Source organism: Brachybacterium netajii (SeqCode), assembly GCF_054114245.1.
Genome location: NZ_JBSYXB010000001.1, coordinates 685,549 through 704,046 on the forward strand (window position 1 = coordinate 685,549; position 18,498 = coordinate 704,046).

Below are 18,498 nucleotides of genomic sequence, written 5' to 3' on the forward strand. Positions count from 1 at the left end.
CGATACGATTCGATCACTCCGAGGCCTCGGGACGCGCCAGCACAGGAGCAGGCGCCGCGAGGGCCCGCCACGATCCGGGAAGGACACCGCATGACCACCTCCACGACCGCCGCTCCCCTGCGGGTCACCGTCTGGGGCGAGAACCGCCATGAGCAGCGCGACGAGCGCGTCCGCTCCCACTACCCCGAGGGCATGCACGCGGCCATCCGCGACGGCATCGTCGAGACCCTCGGCGACTCCGTGACCACGCGGATCGCCCTGCTCGACGACCCCGAGCACGGCCTGAGCGAGGAGGTCCTCGCCGAGACCGACGTGCTGACCTGGTGGGGCCACATGGCCCACGACGAGGTCTCCGACGAGGTCGCCGAGCGCGTCCAGCGCCACGTCCTGTCGGGCATGGGCCTGATCGTGCTGCACTCCGGTCACTGGTCCAAGCCCTTCGTGAGGCTCATGGGCACCTCCTGCACGCTGCGCTGGCGCAACGAGTCGGACCGCGAGCTGGTGTGGACGGTGAACCCCTCGCACCCGATCGCCGAGGGCGTGCCGCATCCGATCGTCATCCCCGAGCAGGAGATGTACGGCGAGCACTTCGACATCCCCACCCCCGACGAGCTGATCTTCGTCTCCTCGTTCTCGGGCGGCGAGGTCTTCCGCTCGGGCTGCACCTTCCGCCGCGGCAAGGGCAAGATCTTCTACTTCTCCCCCGGCGACCAGGACTACCCCGTCTACCAGCACCCGGACGTCCGCCGCGTGATCGCCAACGGCGTCTCCTGGGCGCGACCCGCCTCCGCGGACCGCACCGCGCCCTTCCTCGACCGCTACCCGACCGACTGGTTCCTCACCGGCGAGGGCGGCCAGGGCGTCGGCGACGCCGAGGCGGCCGGCAAGGACGGGGCCGACGCATGACCGCTCCCTCCTCCGCTGCCGCCTCCGCCTCCACCGCCTCCTCCGCCGCTGCCCACTCCTCCGCGCCCGGCGCGAGCGGGACCGACGCGCCCGTCCGCATCGTCGTCGTCGGCGCGGGCGCCATGGGCCGCGCCTGGATCGGGACGGTGCTGCGCTCGCGCGGCGCGTCGCTCGTCGGCGTCGTCGACATGATCGAGGAGTCCGCCCGCCGCGCGGTCGAGGACCTGGTGCCGGCCGACGAGCGCGACGGCGTCGCCGTCGGCACCGATCTGCTGGACGTCGCCGCGCGCTCCGGGGCCGAGGCGGTCGTCGACGTGACGATCCCCGCCGCCCACCACCAGGTCACCGCCGACGCCCTCCACGCAGGCCTCGCGATCCTCGGCGAGAAGCCCTGCGCGGCGACCCTCGCCGAGGCGGTCTCGCTGGCCGGGCACGCGGAGACGACCGGGCGGCTGTTCATGGTCTCCCAGTCCCGTCGGCACAATCCGCATCTGCGCGAGGCACGGCGCCTGGCCGACGCGCTCGGCGGCGCCGGCATCGTCCGCACCCGCTTCTCGCGCGCCCCCCGCTTCGGGGGCTTCCGCGAGGAGATGGCGCATCCGCTGATCGTCGACATGGCGATCCACGCCTTCGACGCGGCCCGCGTGCTCGTGGACGGCGACCCCGTCTCCGTCGACGCGGTCTCCTTCAACCCCGCCTGGAGCTGGTACGACGGGGACGCCGCCGCGAGCGTCACGATCCGCTACTCCTCCGGCGCGGTCCACGTCTACGAGGGCTCCTGGGCGTCGCCGGGCCGCGAGACCAGCTGGAACGGCGAGTGGTCGCTGTCCTGCCCGCAGGGCACCGTCGAGTGGGACGGGGACGCCGTGCCGTCGGCGACCGTCGCCCCGCGCGACGGGTCCGACGGCGCAGCCGACGTCGAGGACGCTGCGGGTGCTGCGGATGCGGCGGCGCTCGTCGGCCGCGAGCCCGGGCCCGACGAGCTCTGGGAGCTGGACTCCTCGCTCGACGAGTTCTGCCGGGCGCTGCGCGCGGGCACGGTCCCCGAGGCCGAGGTCCACGACAACGTCTGGACGCAGGCGATCGTCGAGGCGGCGGTGCGCTCGGCCGACGAGCACCGTCGGGTGCTCCTGGACGAGCTCCTCGACGAGGCCCTCGCCGCGGCGCGGGCGGCGGATGCGGCCGACGGACGCAGCCGCGCCCTGGAGGCGTGGAACGATGGCCGCAGCGGCCTCGCAGCGACCGGTCGCTGACACGGACGGTCGGCCCGGACCGTCGACCCGGACGAGAGGGGGCCGGTGCCGATGCCGGTGAACAGCGACGACGCGACCGTCGGCGGACGCCGACGCAGAGCACCCACCAGCCAGGACGTCGCGCGCCTCGCCGGCGTCGCCCAATCCACCGTGAGCTACGTCCTCACCGGCTCCCGCCCCATCTCCCCCGCCACCCGCCAGCGCGTCGAGGCCGCGATCGAGGAGCTCGGCTACCACCCGAACTCCGGCGCCCGGGCCCTGCGCTCGAAGCGCAGCGGGGTGATCGGGCTGATGGTGCCCGACGCCGACGGCGCCCGCCCGGTCACCATGCGCTTCGTCGGCACCATCGCCCGCGAGACCCGGCGCCACGGCTACGACCTGCTCTTGGTGACCGCGCAGGAGGGCGCCGACGGGGTCCGCCGCGTGGTGCGCACCGGCATCTGCGAGGCGCTGATCCTCATGGAGGTCTCCCGGCACGACGAGCGCATGGAGGCCCTGCTGGAGTCGCACCTGCCGTTCGTGCTGATCGGCACCCCCGAGGACCTGCCCGACGGCTCCGCCGTCGACCTCGACTTCGAGGCCCTCGGCCGGATGGTCGTCGAGCACGCCGCGTCCACGGGCGCCGACGAGCTGATGATCGTCGGCAGCCCCGCCCGGCAGCGCCACCGCTCCGACACCTCCCGCTTCCTCACCGGCGTGGAGGATGCCCTGACCGAGCATCCGCTGACGCTCGTGCTCGACGAGGGATCCTTCGCCGAGCTCCCGGACCGGGTGCGCGCCCGATTCGCCGCCTCCGAGGCTGCCGCGTCGGCTGCGTCGGAGGCGGCGGCCGCGGCGGCCGACAGCGGGAGCACGACCGACAGCGGGAGCACGGCCGACGGCGGCCGCATGCTGCTGTTCGGCCTCGGCGGGATCGGCGAGGTGCTCTTCGCCCTCGCCACCGGCTCCCTGCTCGACGATCCGCGCGTCGGCGTGCTCGCCCTCGGGGACGACGATCTCGCCGAGGTCAGCCCGCTCCTCTCCGGCATCCCGCGGATCGACCCCCGCCGCGACGAGGTCTCCGAGCTCGCCGTGCGGGAGGTGGTGCGCCTGCTGCGGGAGGACAGCGCGAGCCCCCGGGTGACCCTCGTGGCTCCGCGCGCGCCCGGTCCTGCGCGATGACCGCGCCGGGGACTCGTCGCGAACGTTCACGGACTCGACGGATCCCGCGGACAGGAGCAGACTTCGAGGACAACGAGCGCCCGATCCGTCGAGCGCCGCTGACGCCGAGCGCGCACGAGGACGCCGCGGGCGCTCGGTCGTCGTCCGCATCGACCCGAGGAGCCCGCATGGCCGCCACCGACTCCGGCATCTCCCCCGACACCGACCCTCAGCACGCGTGGGAGGAGTTCCGCGCTCGCCGCGACGAATCCCTGCGCCAGCCCCACGGGATCCTGTCCCAGGTCGCTCTCCACTGGGTCGAGCCCGATGCCGGGGAGCAGAGCTTCGAGGGCGTTCCCGGCCGCTGGTCGCGGACCGGCACGACCCTGACCGTCTCCTGGAGCGGCGAGGAGCTCGAGCTGCTGGAGCCCGGCGCTGAGGACGAGCCCGACGACGCCGGACAGCACCGCGCCGGGCGGCACCGGGCCCGACGCGAGATCGCGGGCGACGTGCGCCTGGCGCGCTTCGGCGACGACGTGCAGATCGACGTGATCCCGCGCGGGGATCGGATCGGGCTGCGGGTGCTGGACCCGTCGGCTCCGCGCCGACTCGCCTTCGACGGCGTTCCCGTCTTTCCCTTCGACGCCGAGCAGGTGCTCGTCGGCCGCTTCGTCGCGGCGGAGGCGGGCGCGGACGGTCAGCGGCCGGAGGTCGTCGTCGGCTCCGCCCTGCCCTGGCTCGAGCAGCGCCTCCCCGTCGCCGGCACCGCGACGTTCGACATCGCGGGCGAGGAGACGGAGCTCCTCGTGACCGGAGAGTCCAGCATCCTCTTCCACGACGACACCTCCGGGACCGAGACCCCGGGCTGGCGGGTGGTCGGCGCGCAGATCGACGGCGAGGCGATCCGCGTGGACCTCAACCGGGCCGTCGACTTCCCCTGCGCGTTCAGCCTGTGGGCGACTTGTCCGAAACCTCCGGCGGGAAACCGCCTGCCCTTCGCAGTGCGCTCCGGTGAGCGCTCCGTGGGGGCGACGGAGCGCTGAACGGGAAGGCTCCTTGAAACGCCCAGGTGAAGCACAGGAAGAGGCGGAAACAATTGACTTCGGAGTAACTCCCCCTTGCATCACACTTCCATTACTTTGCAGTATCCCTGCAGGTCGGGAAGGGTTGCCTTTCCTCTCTATGAGCGCGCTCTCACGCTATAGGGGCGACTGGTAGGTCACAGTGAGTCCCATACCTCTATGACCTCCACGGGAACCGGTTGACTACTTTCCCACCAGATGTTTGATTTCTTCCATGCTCCCTCCCCGCCTTGCCACCGACACTCTCCAGGCCCCGTCCGCCCCCCGCCCCCGTGCAGGCCGCGGTCGCCCCACGGTGATCGATCGAGCAGTCGTGAGCTCCGCCGCCCTCCGCCTCTGGAACGAGAAGGGCTTCGAGTGCGTCAGCTGGGCCGACATCAGCGAGGCCACCGGAGTCAGCACCCGTACCCTCCTGCGCCACTTCTCCACCAAGGAGACGCTCGCCTGGACCGGCATCGTCCCCGCGACCGACGCGCTCCGCAACGCGCTGGCCCTGGTCGACACGGGCGACCTCGCACTGGACCTGCGCACCGCCATCGTCGGCTCGACCGCCGTCTCCGACGACTCCTCGCCCGACATCGCGCACTGGCTCCGCATCATCTCGGGGGCCCCGTCGCTCATCGCGACCTCGGTCGAGGCGCACGGCCCCTGGATCGGCGCGCTCGAGGACTTCCTCGCCGACCGCATGCCCGGCTCCCCCCGCCCGGTCCTCCACGGCATCGCCGTCGCCTACCAGGTCGCCACCTTCGACGCGCTCCTGGACTGGGCCGAGAGCGGCGAGGAGGGCCTCCCCTCCGAGGCCGTGGACCGCGCGCTGGAGAAGATGCCGCTCATCGGCTTCTGAGGTCCGGCACCTGGGGCCCGGCGCGTGAGGCCCGGCGCGCGGCACGGCCGATGCCGCGACCGCCGGACCGTAGGATCCGAGGATGTCCCCGACGCCCGACGCGCCCTCACCCGACGTGCGCCCCTCCGACGCGACCGCGGCGGGCACGGCCGCCCCCGCCTCGACCGCCCCTCCCGCCCCGGACTCAGCCGTCGCGGCGTCCCCGCAGGAGGAGACCGGCGCAGGCTCCCGACGCGGCACGACGCCCTGGGGCACCTATCTGCGCAACGGAGCACTCGCCCTCGCGATCCTCGGGATGATCTGGCTCGCGGCCAACGTGCGCCTCCCCGACCTCGACACCCTCCGCGAGGACATCCAGGACCTCGGGCCGTGGGCTCCCCTGGGCTTCGTGGTCATCTACGCCCTCGTCGCGCTGACGCCGATCCCCGTGACCATCACGGCCGTCGCCGGCGGCATGGTCTTCGGCCTCGGCGGAGGCACCCTGCTCTCGATGGTCGGCGTGGTGCTGGGCTGCTGGGGCGCCTACTGGATCGCGCGCCTGCTGGGCCGCGACGTCGTCATGCGCCTGCTCGGCTCGCATGCGGATGTCGTCGAGGAGAGGCTCGAGGACGGCGGCTTCTGGGCGGTGTGCACGCTGCGGCTGATGCCCGGGCTCCCCTATTGGCCGGTGAACTACGGCAGCGGCGCGCTCGGCGTCAGCACCCGCGAGTTCCTGATCGCGACCTGCGTGGCCTCCCTGCCCGGCCAGCTCTCGCTGGTGGCGATCGGCGCCTTCATCGTCGACCCCGGCATCCCGCAGGGAACGGCCGTCGTCCTCGCCTGGATCCTCGTCGGCGTGCTCACGGTCCTCTCGTTCCGCCGCTGGCGCGCGGCCCGCTGACCACCGACGCACGATGCGCTGACCGCCGACGCACGACGCGCCGACCGTCGGCGCACGGCCCGCTGACCGCTGGGCGGCATGGGCCCCGCGCGGGACATATCCCCAACCTCCTGTGATGCAGCGCACTCCCGACCTAGACTGGGCCTGCGCTGTCGGTGCACTGCCCCGTGCTGCGGGGAGGTCGCGCCCGTCGGCGTCGCGCGCCGTCCGGTGCGCCGAGCCGCCCAGACCGGGGCGCCTGCCGTCCCCGGGTGTCGATGAGGACTCCTGATGAGCACAGCAACCGAGGCGCCCAGCGGCTTCAGCCCGCGCGTGGCGCTGCAGAAGGTCGGCACCTCGCTGTCGAACATGGTGATGCCGAACATCCCCGCCCTGATCGCCTGGGGCATCCTCACGGCGTTCTTCATCCCCGACGGCTGGACGCCGAACGAGCCGCTCGCGAGCGCCGTCGGCCCGATGATCCACTACCTGCTCCCGCTGCTGATCGCCAACACCGGCGGACGCATGGTCTACGAGGCCCGCGGCGCGGTCGTCGGCGTGATCGCCACGATGGGCGTCATCGCCGGGTCCGACTGGCTGATCGCGCAGGAGAACGCCCGCCTGCTCGCGCAGTGGGTCGCCGACGGCAACGCCGCCGACGAGTACAGCGCGCTCGGCGAGGTCCACATGTTCATCGGCGCGATGATCATGGCCCCGCTCGCGGCCTGGCTCATGAAGCGGCTCGACCGGCTGTGGTCGGACCGCATCCCCGCGGGCTTCGAGATGCTCGTGAACATGTTCTCCGCCGGCATCTTCGGCTTCATCATGCTGGTCATCGGCTTCTTCGGCCTGGCCCCCATCGTCAACGGGCTCATGACGCTCCTGTCCAACGGCGTAGGCGCCCTCGTCGACGCCGGCCTGCTGCCGCTGGTGTCGATCCTCATCGAGCCGGCGAAGGTCTTCTTCCTCAACAACGCCATCAACCACGGCGTCCTCACCCCGCTGGGCATCTCGCAGGCCGCCGAGAACGGCAAGTCCGTGCTGTTCCTGCTCGAAGCCAACCCCGGCCCCGGCGTCGGCATCCTGCTCGCCTACACGTTCTTCGGCCGCGGCGCCGCCCGCGCCTCCGCCCCCGGCGCGGCGATCATCCAGTTCTTCGGCGGCATCCACGAGATCTACTTCCCGTACGTGCTGATGAAGCCGATCCTCATCCTCGCCGCGATCGGCGGCGGCATGACCGGCGTCGCCATCAACGTCGCCTTCGGCACCGGCCTCATCGCGCCCGCCTCCCCCGGCTCGATCTTCGCGATCTTCGGCGTCGCCGCCCGCGACTCCTACCTCGGCATCGCGCTCGCGGTCGCGGGCGCGGCCGCCGTCAGCTTCGTGCTCTCGGCGATCCTGCTGCGCGTCGGCAAGCAGGACGACGGCGACCTCGCGGCCGCCACCGCCAAGATGGAGCAGATGAAGGGCAAGAAGTCCTCCGTGGCCGGCGCGCTCGTCGGCGACTCCTCCGGCGACCTCGCCGCCGCCTCCGCCGCCTCCGGCCGTACCGGCCCCATCTCCCGGATCGTCTTCGCCTGCGACGCCGGCATGGGCTCCTCCGCGATGGGCGCGACCGTGCTGCGCAAGAAGGTCCGCTCCGCCGGCTTCGACGACATCGAGGTCACCAACAAGGCCATCTCGTCCCTCAGCGACGAATGGGACGTGGTGGTCACGCAGAAGGAGCTCACCGACCGCGCCCGACAGCGCACCGGCAGCGCAGTCCACGTCAGCGTCGACCAGTTCATGAACTCGCCCCGCTACGACGAGGTCGTCGACCTGGTCCGTCAGCGCAACGCCGGTGCGGCCGACGCTCCGTCGTCGGCTCCCGAGACGACCGCTCCCGAGACGACCGCTCCCGCGCAGGCGGATGCGCATGCGGATGCAACGGCGGACGCGCCGGCCGACGCACCCGTCCGCGGGCGCCGCGCCGCCGACGTGCCGCCGCGCGGCGGGGAGATCCTCTCCGAGGCGTCGATCATCCTCGCCGGGACCGCGGACTCCGCGGCCTCGGCGATCGACGAGGCGGGCGGACTGCTGGTCGCGGCCGGCGCCGTCGACGCGTCCTACGTCGCCGCCATGCACGACCGCGAGGCCTCGGTGTCCACCTTCATGGGCAACGGCCTGGCGATCCCCCACGGCACCAACGAGGCCAAGGAGTCCATCCGTCGCTCCGCGATGACCTTCACCCGCTACCCGGAGGGCATCGACTGGAACGGCAACGAGGTGCGCTTCGTCGTCGGCATCGCCGGCATCGGCGACGAGCATCTCGTGCTCCTGCAGAAGGTCGCCATGACCTTCTCCGATCCCGTGCAGGTGGAGAAGCTCGAGAGCGCCTCCTCCGCCGACGAGATCCTGTCCATCTTCAGCGAGACCGGAGAGTGATCACCCCATGAAGGCTGTCCATTTCGGAGCAGGGAACATCGGCCGCGGCTTCGTCGGCCTCCTGCTGCACGAGGCCGGGTACGAGGTCGTCTTCGCCGACGTCGCCGACGCCCTCATCGACTCCCTCCAGCAGGCCGACTCCTACACCGTGCAGACCGTCGGGGCGAACCCCACCAGCACCGTCGTCGACGGGTTCCGAGCCGTGAACTCGAAGACCCACCCCGACGACGTCGCCGCCGAGATCGCCTCGGCCGACATCGTCACCACCGCCGTCGGCGCGCACATCCTGCGCTTCGTCGCCCCGGCGATCGCCGCGGGCATCGCCCGCCGACCCGCCGACGCGCCCCGCCTCGCGATCATGGCCTGCGAGAACGCCATCAACGCGACCGACCTGCTCGAGCAGGAGATCCGCGCGGCCGCTGCGGCGGCCGGGGCCGACGATCTCGATGCGAAGGCGCTGTTCGCCAACACCGCCGTCGACCGGATCGTCCCCGTGCAGGCGCCCGACGCGGGCCTCGACGTCACCGTCGAGGACTTCCACGAGTGGGCCGTGGACCGCACCCCCTTCGACGGCGCCGAGCCCGAGGTCCCGGGCATCACCTGGGTCGACGACCTCGGCCCCTACATCGAGCGGAAGCTGTTCACCGTCAACACCGGCCACGCCACCACCGCATGGACCGGCTGGGCGGCGGGCCATGCGCTCATCGCCGACGCGATCGAAGACCCCGCCGTCGAGTCCGCCGTGCGGGCCGTGCTCGCCGAGACCTCCGCCCTCCTCGTCGCCAAGCACGGCTTCGCCGAGGACACCCAGAGCGCCTACGTCGCCAAGGTCATGGGCCGCTTCGCGAACCGGTCGCTGCCCGATCCCGTGGAGCGCGTCGGCCGCTCGCCGCTGCGCAAGCTCTCCCGGCACGACCGCATCGTCGGCCCCGCCGCGGAGCTCGCCGAGCGCGGACTCGGCCACGACGGGCTGCTCGCCACACTCTCCGCCGCCCTCGCCTTCACCCCCGAGGGCGACGACGAGGTCACGCGACTGCAGGAGATCCTGCGGACCTCCGACGCCGACGCCGCCACCGCCGAGATCACCGGACTCGAGGAGGACCACCCGCTGCGCGCGGCCGTGCGCGAACGCATCGCCGCCCGCCAGTCCGAGCTCTGAGGCCCGGCCTCCTGCTCCCGGCTCCGCGCTCGGGCTCGGGGCTCGGGGCTCGGGGCTCGGGCTCGGGCTCGGGCTCGGGCTCGGGCTCGGGCTCGGGCTCGGGGCGACGATCCACGTGATGCACCCGGCACCATCGGCGATCCGGGACCGCGTCCCCGCCCGATGCTCGACTTCGTCAGCTATCGTCCGACCCGTACACTTCCCGGCCGAGACCGTCCGGGGCATGCCGGCCGCCGCGGCGACCGACCCACACGGGGCCGTTCCCGCGGCCCCCTTCCACGAAAGGCACTCCCATGGCAGAGCGCACCGTCAAGATCGCCAGCTCCTCCGGTCTCCACGCCCGCCCGGCGACCATCTTCTCCAAGGCCGCCGCTGAGCAGCCCGCCTCCGTCACCATCGAGAAGGTCGGCGGCAGCCCCGTCCCCGCCGCCTCGATGCTCATGCTCATGACCCTCGGCGCCGGCAACGGCGACGAGGTCGTCCTGCGCGCCGAGGGCGAGGGTGCCGAGGAGTCCGTCGCGGCCCTCGCCGCTCTGCTCGAGACCGACCTCGACGCCCAGTGAACCCCCGCCGGGCCCCTGCCCGGCAGCCAGGCTGAGAAGGTGCAGCTGAGGTGGCATCGCGGAGGCGAGGTCACCGAGGCGCAGTCGCTGCAACGAACTCGCGGAGGCGTGCTCGCTGAGGTGTCGACCAGGCACAGCCAAGCTGCCGCTCAGCCCGGATAAGCCCCTGACCTGCACCGTCTCGGTGCTGGTCAGGGGCCTTTCTCTACCCGATGCCTCGCGATCTCGGCGTTCGCCGCTCAGCACGGTGCACGTCCGGCCGTGTCCCGCCTGGCACCTCTCGCCGAGGCGAAGCGGACCGTGCGCGACGAGGTTCCCTTCCTGACGTCGACCAGTGTCCTTCAGCCCACGCTTTGCATGATGCAATTCGAGGGTTGAGGGACACTCGACGACTTCCCTGCAGCTTCGGGGGCCGCTCGAGGGGAAATGGACCCTCACGGGGAAGCGGGCCCCTCCCCGAGCGGCGACGTCATCCCCCATCACGAGCAGTGTCCCTCAGTCCCCGCTTTGCATGCTGCAAAACGGGGGCTGAGGGACACTGGGCGATACGGGGACTCGACGATGCGGGGACTGGGCGATGCGGGGATCGGACTCGCTCACGCGGAGGGAGCCTTCCGCAGGACGCACACTCCCCCGAGCCTCAGAGCCCCCCTCAGAGGCAGAACCCCAGAGCCCGAGCCTCAGAGGCCGCCCCCCCCAGAGCCCGAACCTCAGAGCCCGAGCTCGCCGAGGATGGGGAGGCCGGCGCGGACGAGGTCGCGGGCTTCCTCGGCGGTGCGGGCGGCGACCGCGGCGGCCGCGAGCTCCTTGGCCTGCTCGAGGGTGACGGTCGAGAGGACCTTGGCGACCGCCGGGAGCGAGCGCGGGGTCATCGAGAGGCTGTTCACGCCGAGGCCCACGAGGACGACCGCGAGGCCCGGGTCGCCGGCGGCCTCGCCGCACACGCCCACGGGCTTGGCGGCCTTCTCGCCGAAGGACTCGGGGTCGCCGCCGGCGGTGCGGGCACCGGTGCAGGTGATCGCGACGAGGGCGAGGACGGCGGGCTGCCACGGGTTGTTCAGGTGGGCGAGGGAGCCCAGCTGACGGTCCGCGGCCATCGTGTACTGGGTGAGGTCGTTCGTGCCGATGGACACGAAGTCGCAGGCGGAGAGCTGACGGTCGGCGATCAGCGCGGCCGACGGGGTCTCGACCATGATGCCGGCCGGGGAGAGATCGCGCTCGGCGCAGAGGGCGGCGAAGTCCTCGGTCTCGTCGACGGTGGCGATCATCGGGGCCATCACCCAGGGCGTCGCGTCCGACTGCTTCGCGGCGGCGGCGATCGCGTCGAGCTGGTTCGTCAGCACCGAGCGCTTGTCCCAGGAGGTGCGGTACGCGCGCACGCCCAGCGCCGGGTTCGGCTCGTCGGAGTCGGTGAGGAAGGGCAGCGGCTTGTCGGCGCCGGCGTCGATGGTGCGCACGACGACCTTCTTGCCGGGGAAGTGCGCGAACACCTCGGCGTAGGCGGTCGTCTGCTCCTCGACGGAGGGCTCGTCCTCGCGGTCCAGGAAGAGGAACTCGGTGCGGAACAGGCCGACGCCGTCGGCGTTGGCGGCATGCGCCTTCTCGGCGTCCTTGGCGCCGCCGATGTTGGCGAGCAGCTGCACGCGGGTGCCGTCGGCGAGGACGCCGCCCCCGCCCTCGTAGGTGAGGGGGTTCTTCTGCAGCTCGGTCCAGGCCTCGGCGAGGCGGTGATGCTCCTCGGTGACCTCGTCGGTGACGGTGCCGTAGCCGGAGTCGACGAAGACCTCGGTGCCGTCGGCGAACTCGTGGATCCCCTTGCAGGCGACGATCGCGGGCAGGCCCAGCTGGCGGGCGAGGATCGCGGTGTGCGACTGGGGTCCGCCGTCGGAGGTGACCAGGGCGATCACGCGCGTCGGGTCGAGGGTCGCGGTGTCGGCGGGGGCGAGGTCGACCGCGGTGAGGATGAACGGCTCGTCGAGGTCGGGGATGCCGGGGGCCTGCTCGCCGCGCAGCTCGGCGACGATGCGGGCGCGGACGTCGCGGACGTCGGTCGCGCGCTCGGCCATGTAGCCGCCGAGGCCCTCGAGCATGGAGGCGACCTGGTCGCCGGCCTCCCAGACGGCGCGCTCCGCCGACTTGCCGGAGCTGAGCACGAGGCCCTTGGCGGTGTGGGCGAGGGACGGGTCCGCGGCCATCTGCGCCGTGGCCTCGAGGATCGCCTTCCCGCCGCCGGTGGCGCGCTCGGCCATGCGGGTGAGCGTCTCCTGCACGGCGGCGGCGGCGACGGGGATGCGCTCGGCCTCGGTCTCGGGGGCGACGCCCTCGGGGGCGGTCTGATCGGCGGCCGGCTCGGTGACCGGCGGGGCCATCGTCCGGATGGTCCCGACCACGCGGCCGGGGCTGACTGCTACACCTGTGTACTGGGCCATGACGTGCCCTCTCCTCTGCCGTTGATTGGAGTGCGGTCGGGGCGCCGGACCCGGAGGACGGGCGTCCGGGGCGCGCCGCGGCGACATCGTCATCGTACGCATTGCAGAGGCTCCCGCCGGAGTCCTTCGGCTCTTCGGGCGGACCTCGCTCGCGGAGCGGCGAGCGAGGTCACATCCGACGACCGGCGACGGCCGGCCTGCAGGGCAGCGTCATCCAGCCGACGTCGGGCCGCCGACGGACAGCCAACGGGCCGACGCCGGGCCGGCAACGGACCGGCAGCGGGCCGACGCCGGACCGCGGACGGCGGAGGGTGCGGGATTCGAACCCGCGGTACGGGGGTGCCGCACAGTGGTTTTCAAGACCACCACATTCGGCCGCTCTGTCAACCCTCCCGGTGGATCCGACCCTTCCGGGGGATCACCACAGGAAAGGGTATCGGACCGCGCCGCCGCCCCGGGATGACGCCCGCCGCCGACGGGCGGCGACCGGCCCCCGCCGCGCCCGCCCGACGCCCGCCCGACGGCGGACGAATACGCGGCGTACCGTGGTCGCATCACGAGCCGAGGAGCCCCGATGAGCATCCAGGACAGCACCGATCAGAACAGCGCCGACCCGGGCCGCCCTGCCCCGCCGGTCACCGTCGTCGAGTCCCCCGAGCGCTCGCGCTTCGACATCCTCGTGGACGGCGTCGGCGCCGGCTACTCGATGTACGAGGACGTCGACGCGCCCGGCCCCGCCTCGAGCGAGCCGGGCGAGCCCGACGAGCAGAGCGCGGCCGACGAGCAGAACACGGCCGACGGGCGGGCTTCAGCCGACGGACAGGACACCGCCGACGAGCAGCGCATCCGTCAGCGGATCTTCTTCCACACGATCGTGCACGAGGAGTTCTCCGGCCGGGGCCTGGCCTCGACGCTCACCCGGGAGGCCCTCGCGGCGACCGTCGCGGCGGGGCTGCGGATCGTGCCGGTGTGCCCCTATGTCGTGCGGTGGCTCAGCACGCATCACGAGTTCGACGCCTCCGTCGACCTTCCCCAGCAGGAGCACCTCGACATCCTGCGCGGCTGAACCGCCCGCGGCCCGGCGGAGCAACGGCCCGGAGGAGCATCGGCCGGGTGGAGCAACGGTCCGGCGGAGCATCGGCCCGGCAGACGGCGGCCCGTCGGACGGCCGTCCCTCCCCGGCCGCGCCGAGGTCAGGCGGCGAGGCCGAACTCGCCGGCGGCGGGGGTCGCGGTGGGCTCGGTGAAGGCGGGATAGTCCTCGCAGGTCGCGAGGACGTCCTGCATGGCGGCCTTCTCGTCGGGCGTCACCCAGAGCTCGTACTTGGCCTTCACGGCGATCTGCCGGGCGACGTACTCGCAGTGGTAGGACTCGAGCGGCGGGAGCCAGGCGGAGGCGTCCTTGTCGCCCTTGGAGGAGTTCAGGCTGTCCTCGGCGGCGACCAGGTTCAGGGGGTCGTTGGCGAGCTCGCGGCGCACGTCGTCGTCCCAGGCGTAGGCGCCGGTCTGCCAGGCGTTGGAGAGCGCGACGACGTGGTCGATGTCGAGGTTGTTGTCCTCGTGGCGGTCGAACTCGACGATCTCGCCGGTGTAGGCCGACGGCGAGAGGACGCCGGTCTCGACGACGCAGTCCTTGGTGCCGTCCTCGAGGACGATGTCGGTGAGGTCGCGTCGCAGCACGTCGTTGCGGGTGTCGCAGCCGTTGCCGTCGACGTCGTCGCGCCACCCGAAGGAGTCGCGGTCGTAGCCGGCCTTCGTCGCGAAGCCCTCGACCTCGAGGCTCTCGAGCTCGTCGAGGGCGGTGGCGCCGTCGGCGGCGGGGACGTAGTCGGAGGTCGAGGTCGTGCCGGAGCCGCCGAGGATCTCGTCGAGATAGGCCTCGAGCTGGGCAGCGTCGCCGAACACGAGCAGCAGCAGGATCCCGATGCAGGCGATGACCGTGGGGACGCCGACCTTCGTGGTCGCCCCGATGCCCTGGCGGCCCTTCCGCTGCGTCCCTCGAGCCTGCGATCCCCGAGCTTGCGATCCCCGAGCTTTCGAATCTCGAGCCTTCGAATCTCGAGCCTGCGAATCCCGAGCCATGCCCTGCCTCCCGCGCGCGCTGCGGATCGCAGTGCCGCGCGTCCGGGCCCCGGGATCCGGGCCGGACGAGCGCCGGCCTCGCCCCAGTCTGGGTGCGGCGGCCGACGTCCGAGGACGCCGACCGCCTGGTCACGCAGGGATTCCGGGGAGGAGGAGAGCTATCTCACCGCACCTGGGTCCGTCGGACCATGAGCGCCCAGACCGCGGCGGCGAGGACGGCGATCGCCGCGACGACGCCCATCCACGGTCCCCAGCCCATCTCGACGATGTCCAGGAGCGCGGCGCGGAAGCCGTCCAGCAGGATCGCCCCGGAGAGGACGGCGACGCCGATCGCCGCGAGGACCGCGCCGCCGGTCCACAGGAAGCCCTGGCCGAAGCGCAGGTGCGCGGAGGTGATCGCCGCGCCGAGGAAGAGCACGGCGGTGATCAGCAGGAAGGTCTGCACGAAGGTCTGGCCGACGCTGCCTGTGCTCGTGTAGGCGACGTCGAAGAAGCGCACGCCGAGACCGTAGCCGTCGGTCGCGACCTCGATCGCCTTGCCGATCGTGACCACGAGCGAGTACGCGAGCGCGTTGCCGAGGAACACGATCCCGAGGCCGGTCGCGAACTCGCGGCGCGTGAGTCCGAGGCCCAGGGCGAGCGGGAAGTGCTGCCCCATGGACACGAAGCCGTAGCCGATCATGGGCCCCAGCAGGGCGAAGATCGCGCCGCTCCAGCGCATCCCCTCGCTCATCCCCGCTCGCGCCTCCGCGCCCTGGGAGCCGACGACGATGCCGATCACCAGGACGATCGCGAGGGCGAAGAGCATGATGGCCAGGGGCCACAGTATCGCCTGCCGACGGTTGACGAAGTGCATGCTGATGACGCTGCGGTAGCGCATGGCGTCTCCTCTCAACGGGCTGACGCGGTCTCGGAGGCCGCGGCGGCGGTGGTGCGGTGGACGATGTAGTCCTGCAGGGAGACCGGGCCGGTCTCCAGCCCGGCGGCGCGCGCCGCGCGGACGACTCCGCCGTCGGCCCCGACCTCGACGGTCGCGGTCGACAGGGCGCCGATCCGGGCGCGGTGCAGGACCTCGCGTCCGGTGAGGAAGGCGTCGACGTCCTCGGTGCGGCCGCTGATCTCGACCGCCGCGCTGCGCAGCTCGTCGGTGCCGCCCTGCAGCAGCACCTTCCCCTCGTCGAGGAGGGTGACGTGCTCGAGCAGGTTCGCGGCCTCGTCGATGTGGTGCGTCGACAGCAGGACCGTGCGCGGATGCTCCCCGTAGTCGGCGAGCAAGCGGTCGAAGAACAGCCGCCGGGCGACGGCGTCCAGGCCCAGGTAGGGCTCGTCGAAGAAGGTCAGCGGCGCCCGCGAGGCGAGCCCGATGATGATGCCGACGGCGGAGAGCTGCCCGCGGGACAGCTTGCTGATGGCCCGGGTCGACGGGAGGCGGAAGTCCGCGGCGAGGTCGGCGGCGAAGGCGGCGTCCCAGAAGGGGTAGACGCCCTCGGCGATCCGCAGCACGTCGCGGGCCCGGAAGCCGTCGGGGTACTTCTGGCTCTCCTGGATGAAGCAGGTGCGCGAGAGCACCGCGGCGTTCTCCCGCGGCTCCTCGCCGAGCACGCGGATGCTCCCGGAGGTCGCGAAGACCTGCGCGGTCAGCAGCTTCATGAGGGTGGTCTTGCCGGCGCCGTTGCGGCCCAGCAGGCCGTGGACGACGTCTTCGGCGAGGTCCAGGTCGACGTCGTCGATCGCGGCGACGTCGCGGTAGCGCTTGGTCAGGGATCGGGTCTCGATGATGCTCATCGGGACGCCTCCTTCGTGATCATCCGGACGAGCTCGTCCGGTCCGATGTCGAGCTGGGCCGCCTCGCGCAGCAGCGGGACGACGTAGTCGGCGAGGAAGGCCTCGCGGCGACGGCCGCGCAGGATCTCCGCCGCGCCGGGCGCGACGAACATGCCGATGCCGCGCCGCTTGACGAGCACACCGCCGTCGACGAGGCGGTTCAGCCCCTTGCCCGCGGTGGCGGGATTGATCCGCAGGAACGCCGCGAGCTCGTTGGTCGAGGGGACCGCGGAGTCCTCCGGATAGGTGCCGTCGAGGATCCCGCTCTCGATCTGCTCGGCCACTGCGATGAACAGCGGCTTGGATTCGTCGAGCACGCCGCCTCCCTGGCTCCTTCGGCCCGGGGCGCTGCCGCCCCCGGGGTTCCATGGTTCATTACTCCACTAATGAACCATGGAACCGGGGCGTGCGTCAAGGGGCCCGTCCCGCCCGAGCCGAGCCCGCCCCGCCCCGCCTTGCCCCGTCCCGCCCCGCCCCGCCTTGCCCCGTCCCGCCCCGCCCCGCCTTGCCCCGTCCCGGCCCGGCCCGGCCCGGCCCGGCCCGGCCCGGACTACCGTGGACGCATGCGCGCGATGCAGATCTCCGAGTCGAAGACCCTCGAGCTCGTCGACCTCCCCGAGCCGATCCCCGCCGAGGGCGAGGTGCTCGTCGACGTCATCGCGGCGGGCGTGAACCGGGCCGACCTCGCGCAGGTCGCCGGGGTCTATCCCCCGCCTCCTGGCGCGTCCGCGCTGCCGGGCCTCGAGATCTCCGGCCGACGACGGGACACCGGCGAGAGCGTGGTCGGACTGCTCGCGGGAGGCGGCTACGCCGAGGTCGTGGCCGTGCCCGCCGGACAGCTGCTGCCGGTGCCGGCGGGCGTGGATCCGGTCGACGCCGCCGGGGTGGTCGAGGCCGCCGCGACCGTCGTCTCGAACCTCGTGGTCGAGGCCGGACTGCAGGTGGGCGAGACGCTCCTGGTCCATGGCGCGACCGGCGGGGTCGGCGCCGCGGCGGTCCAGATCGCGCATGCGCTCGGTGCCCGGGTACTCGCCGTCGTCGGCTCCGACGAGGCGGCGGAGGCCGTGCGCGCGCTCGGGGCCGACGAGGCCTGGAACCGGCGCACGACGGACCTGCCCGCCGCCGTCGCCGAGGCGGGCGGTGCCGACGTGATCCTCGACGTCGTCGGCGGGTCGATGCTCGCGGACAACGTCGGGATGCTCGCGGTCCACGGGCGCCTGGTCATCATCGGGACGCTCGGCGGCGGCACGGGCGAGCTGCCGATCGGCCTGCTCATGGCCAAGCGCGCTCGCGTGATCGGCACCGTCCTGCGCCCGCGCCCCGTCGAGGAGAAGCGTCGGATCCTCGAGCGGACCCGTGAGCTGGTCTGGCCCGCCCTCGAGGACGGTCGAGTGCGGATCCCCGTCGCCGCGCGCCTGCCGCTCGAGCAGGCGGCCGAGGCGCACGCGATCCTGCACCGCGGCGGCCACCTCGGCAAGGTCGTCCTCGAGATCTCCCCGACAAATGGCAGACTGCCGGGGTGAACGACCAGCTCTCCAGCCTCCTCGCCCCCCTCGGCCTCGCCCTGCTGGGCATCGCCCTGCTCGCCTTCACCGTGTGGACCCGTCGCGGGCGCACCCCGGCGGCCCGGGCCTGGATGCGAGGAACCGTCGGCCCCCGCGCCCGGAACGAGCGCATCATCGTCCTGGGCGTGCCGAGCCTCGCGGTGCTCAGCCTCTGCACCGCGGCGATCTCGCTCCCGGGGGTCGGTCCCTCGCTGACGGCGTTCGTCGCGCCCCTGGGCGTGCTGGCCTTCCTCCCCCTCGCCTGGGCGCTCATGACCTTCCTCCCGGTGCCGGATGCGCTCTACCCGCGCTGGGCCCGGCCGCTGCGCGCACGCTGACCGCCCCCGGAACTCGGGGCATCCCCGGCACCGGGGCCCGCCTCCCGACGTG

The 18,498-nt window shown here is 72.8% G+C and carries 17 protein-coding genes and 1 tRNA gene; 12 read left to right on the forward strand and 6 right to left on the reverse strand.

The window, feature by feature from the left end:
- The first annotated feature begins 90 nt into the window (after positions 1-90).
- From ACXET9_RS03050 to ACXET9_RS03090, 9 genes are all read left to right on the forward strand, one after another.
- The gene (locus ACXET9_RS03050) at positions 91-906 is read left to right on the forward strand and encodes a ThuA domain-containing protein (RefSeq protein WP_457884715.1); all 816 of its coding nucleotides are present in this window, start codon (positions 91-93) and stop codon (positions 904-906) included.
- On the forward strand, positions 903-2,159 hold the full coding sequence (locus tag ACXET9_RS03055; protein ID WP_457884716.1) for a Gfo/Idh/MocA family protein: 1,257 nt from the start codon (positions 903-905) through the stop codon (positions 2,157-2,159). The genes ACXET9_RS03050 and ACXET9_RS03055 overlap by 4 nt, the downstream gene beginning before the upstream one ends.
- A gap of 51 nt (positions 2,160-2,210) precedes the next feature.
- Positions 2,211-3,320, forward strand: coding sequence for a LacI family DNA-binding transcriptional regulator (locus ACXET9_RS03060; RefSeq protein WP_457884717.1), 1,110 nt, complete (start codon positions 2,211-2,213; stop codon positions 3,318-3,320).
- A 167-nt stretch (positions 3,321-3,487) separates the two neighbouring features.
- Complete coding sequence (locus tag ACXET9_RS03065; RefSeq protein ID WP_457884719.1) at positions 3,488-4,342, forward strand: DUF1684 domain-containing protein; 855 nt, start codon at positions 3,488-3,490, stop codon at positions 4,340-4,342.
- A 352-nt stretch (positions 4,343-4,694) separates the two neighbouring features.
- Positions 4,695-5,225: a TetR/AcrR family transcriptional regulator gene (locus ACXET9_RS03070; protein ID WP_457884721.1), complete on the forward strand. Its 531-nt coding sequence runs from the start codon at positions 4,695-4,697 to the stop codon at positions 5,223-5,225.
- Between the two features lie 82 nt (positions 5,226-5,307).
- Complete coding sequence (locus ACXET9_RS03075; protein ID WP_457884723.1) at positions 5,308-6,105, forward strand: TVP38/TMEM64 family protein; 798 nt, start codon at positions 5,308-5,310, stop codon at positions 6,103-6,105.
- 270 nt (positions 6,106-6,375) lie between these two features.
- On the forward strand, positions 6,376-8,508 hold the full coding sequence (locus tag ACXET9_RS03080; protein ID WP_457884724.1) for a PTS sugar transporter subunit IIA: 2,133 nt from the start codon (positions 6,376-6,378) through the stop codon (positions 8,506-8,508).
- Between the two features lie 7 nt (positions 8,509-8,515).
- Positions 8,516-9,667, forward strand: coding sequence for a mannitol-1-phosphate 5-dehydrogenase (locus ACXET9_RS03085; protein WP_457884726.1), 1,152 nt, complete (start codon positions 8,516-8,518; stop codon positions 9,665-9,667).
- 293 nt (positions 9,668-9,960) lie between these two features.
- The gene (locus tag ACXET9_RS03090; RefSeq protein WP_457884728.1) at positions 9,961-10,230 is read left to right on the forward strand and encodes an HPr family phosphocarrier protein; all 270 of its coding nucleotides are present in this window, start codon (positions 9,961-9,963) and stop codon (positions 10,228-10,230) included.
- Positions 10,231-10,940: 710 nt separating this feature from the next.
- On the opposite strand, the gene ptsP is transcribed toward ACXET9_RS03090, so the two are convergent.
- Together ptsP and ACXET9_RS03100 are read right to left on the reverse strand one after the other, a co-directional pair.
- Entirely contained in the window at positions 10,941-12,659 is a 1,719-nt protein-coding gene (ptsP, locus tag ACXET9_RS03095; RefSeq protein ID WP_457884729.1) for a phosphoenolpyruvate--protein phosphotransferase, read from the reverse strand.
- A gap of 305 nt (positions 12,660-12,964) precedes the next feature.
- Positions 12,965-13,052 (reverse strand) — tRNA-Ser (locus ACXET9_RS03100).
- 181 nt (positions 13,053-13,233) lie between these two features.
- On the opposite strand from ACXET9_RS03100, the gene ACXET9_RS03105 reads away from it, so the two are divergent.
- A complete protein-coding gene (locus tag ACXET9_RS03105; RefSeq protein ID WP_457884730.1) occupies positions 13,234-13,725 on the forward strand; it encodes a GNAT family N-acetyltransferase in 492 nt (163 codons plus the stop codon).
- A 127-nt stretch (positions 13,726-13,852) separates the two neighbouring features.
- Here ACXET9_RS03105 and ACXET9_RS03110 read toward each other — a convergent pair whose 3' ends face one another.
- The 4 genes from ACXET9_RS03110 to ACXET9_RS03125 all read right to left on the reverse strand — a co-directional run bounded on the left by ACXET9_RS03110 (position 13,853) and on the right by ACXET9_RS03125 (position 16,881).
- Entirely contained in the window at positions 13,853-14,563 is a 711-nt protein-coding gene (locus ACXET9_RS03110; RefSeq protein WP_457884732.1) for an HNH endonuclease family protein, read from the reverse strand.
- 340 nt (positions 14,564-14,903) lie between these two features.
- Positions 14,904-15,620, reverse strand: coding sequence for a hypothetical protein (locus ACXET9_RS03115; protein ID WP_457884733.1), 717 nt, complete (start codon positions 15,618-15,620; stop codon positions 14,904-14,906).
- A gap of 11 nt (positions 15,621-15,631) precedes the next feature.
- Positions 15,632-16,525, reverse strand: a complete 894-nt coding sequence (locus tag ACXET9_RS03120; RefSeq protein ID WP_457884734.1) for an ATP-binding cassette domain-containing protein — start codon at positions 16,523-16,525, stop codon at positions 15,632-15,634.
- Positions 16,522-16,881: a GntR family transcriptional regulator gene (locus ACXET9_RS03125; protein ID WP_457884736.1), complete on the reverse strand. Its 360-nt coding sequence runs from the start codon at positions 16,879-16,881 to the stop codon at positions 16,522-16,524. The genes ACXET9_RS03120 and ACXET9_RS03125 overlap by 4 nt, the downstream gene beginning before the upstream one ends.
- Positions 16,882-17,127: 246 nt before the next feature.
- Between ACXET9_RS03125 and ACXET9_RS03130 the strand changes: the two genes are divergently transcribed.
- Both ACXET9_RS03130 and ACXET9_RS03135 read left to right on the forward strand, forming a co-directional pair.
- Positions 17,128-18,087, forward strand: a complete 960-nt coding sequence (locus ACXET9_RS03130; protein ID WP_457884737.1) for a zinc-binding dehydrogenase — start codon at positions 17,128-17,130, stop codon at positions 18,085-18,087.
- Positions 18,084-18,446 (forward strand): hypothetical protein, encoded by a 363-nt coding sequence (locus ACXET9_RS03135; protein WP_457884738.1) that lies wholly within the window; start codon positions 18,084-18,086, stop codon positions 18,444-18,446. Before ACXET9_RS03130 ends, ACXET9_RS03135 begins: the two co-directional genes overlap by 4 nt.
- The last annotated feature ends 52 nt before the right edge of the window (positions 18,447-18,498 follow it).

Coding starts and splice junctions, on each gene's coding strand:
- ACXET9_RS03115 (WP_457884733.1), bottom strand. CDS start 15,620: ATGCGCTACCGCAGCGTCATCAGCATGCACTTCGTCAACCGTCGGCAG.
- ACXET9_RS03060 (WP_457884717.1), top strand. CDS start 2,211: ATGCCGGTGAACAGCGACGACGCGACCGTCGGCGGACGCCGACGCAGA.
- ACXET9_RS03080 (WP_457884724.1), top strand. CDS start 6,376: ATGAGCACAGCAACCGAGGCGCCCAGCGGCTTCAGCCCGCGCGTGGCG.
- ACXET9_RS03065 (WP_457884719.1), top strand. CDS start 3,488: ATGGCCGCCACCGACTCCGGCATCTCCCCCGACACCGACCCTCAGCAC.
- ACXET9_RS03120 (WP_457884734.1), bottom strand. CDS start 16,525: ATGAGCATCATCGAGACCCGATCCCTGACCAAGCGCTACCGCGACGTC.
- ACXET9_RS03075 (WP_457884723.1), top strand. CDS start 5,308: ATGTCCCCGACGCCCGACGCGCCCTCACCCGACGTGCGCCCCTCCGAC.
- ACXET9_RS03085 (WP_457884726.1), top strand. CDS start 8,516: ATGAAGGCTGTCCATTTCGGAGCAGGGAACATCGGCCGCGGCTTCGTC.
- ACXET9_RS03055 (WP_457884716.1), top strand. CDS start 903: ATGACCGCTCCCTCCTCCGCTGCCGCCTCCGCCTCCACCGCCTCCTCC.
- ACXET9_RS03130 (WP_457884737.1), top strand. CDS start 17,128: ATGCGCGCGATGCAGATCTCCGAGTCGAAGACCCTCGAGCTCGTCGAC.
- ptsP (WP_457884729.1), bottom strand. CDS start 12,659: ATGGCCCAGTACACAGGTGTAGCAGTCAGCCCCGGCCGCGTGGTCGGG.
- ACXET9_RS03050 (WP_457884715.1), top strand. CDS start 91: ATGACCACCTCCACGACCGCCGCTCCCCTGCGGGTCACCGTCTGGGGC.
- ACXET9_RS03105 (WP_457884730.1), top strand. CDS start 13,234: ATGAGCATCCAGGACAGCACCGATCAGAACAGCGCCGACCCGGGCCGC.
- ACXET9_RS03090 (WP_457884728.1), top strand. CDS start 9,961: ATGGCAGAGCGCACCGTCAAGATCGCCAGCTCCTCCGGTCTCCACGCC.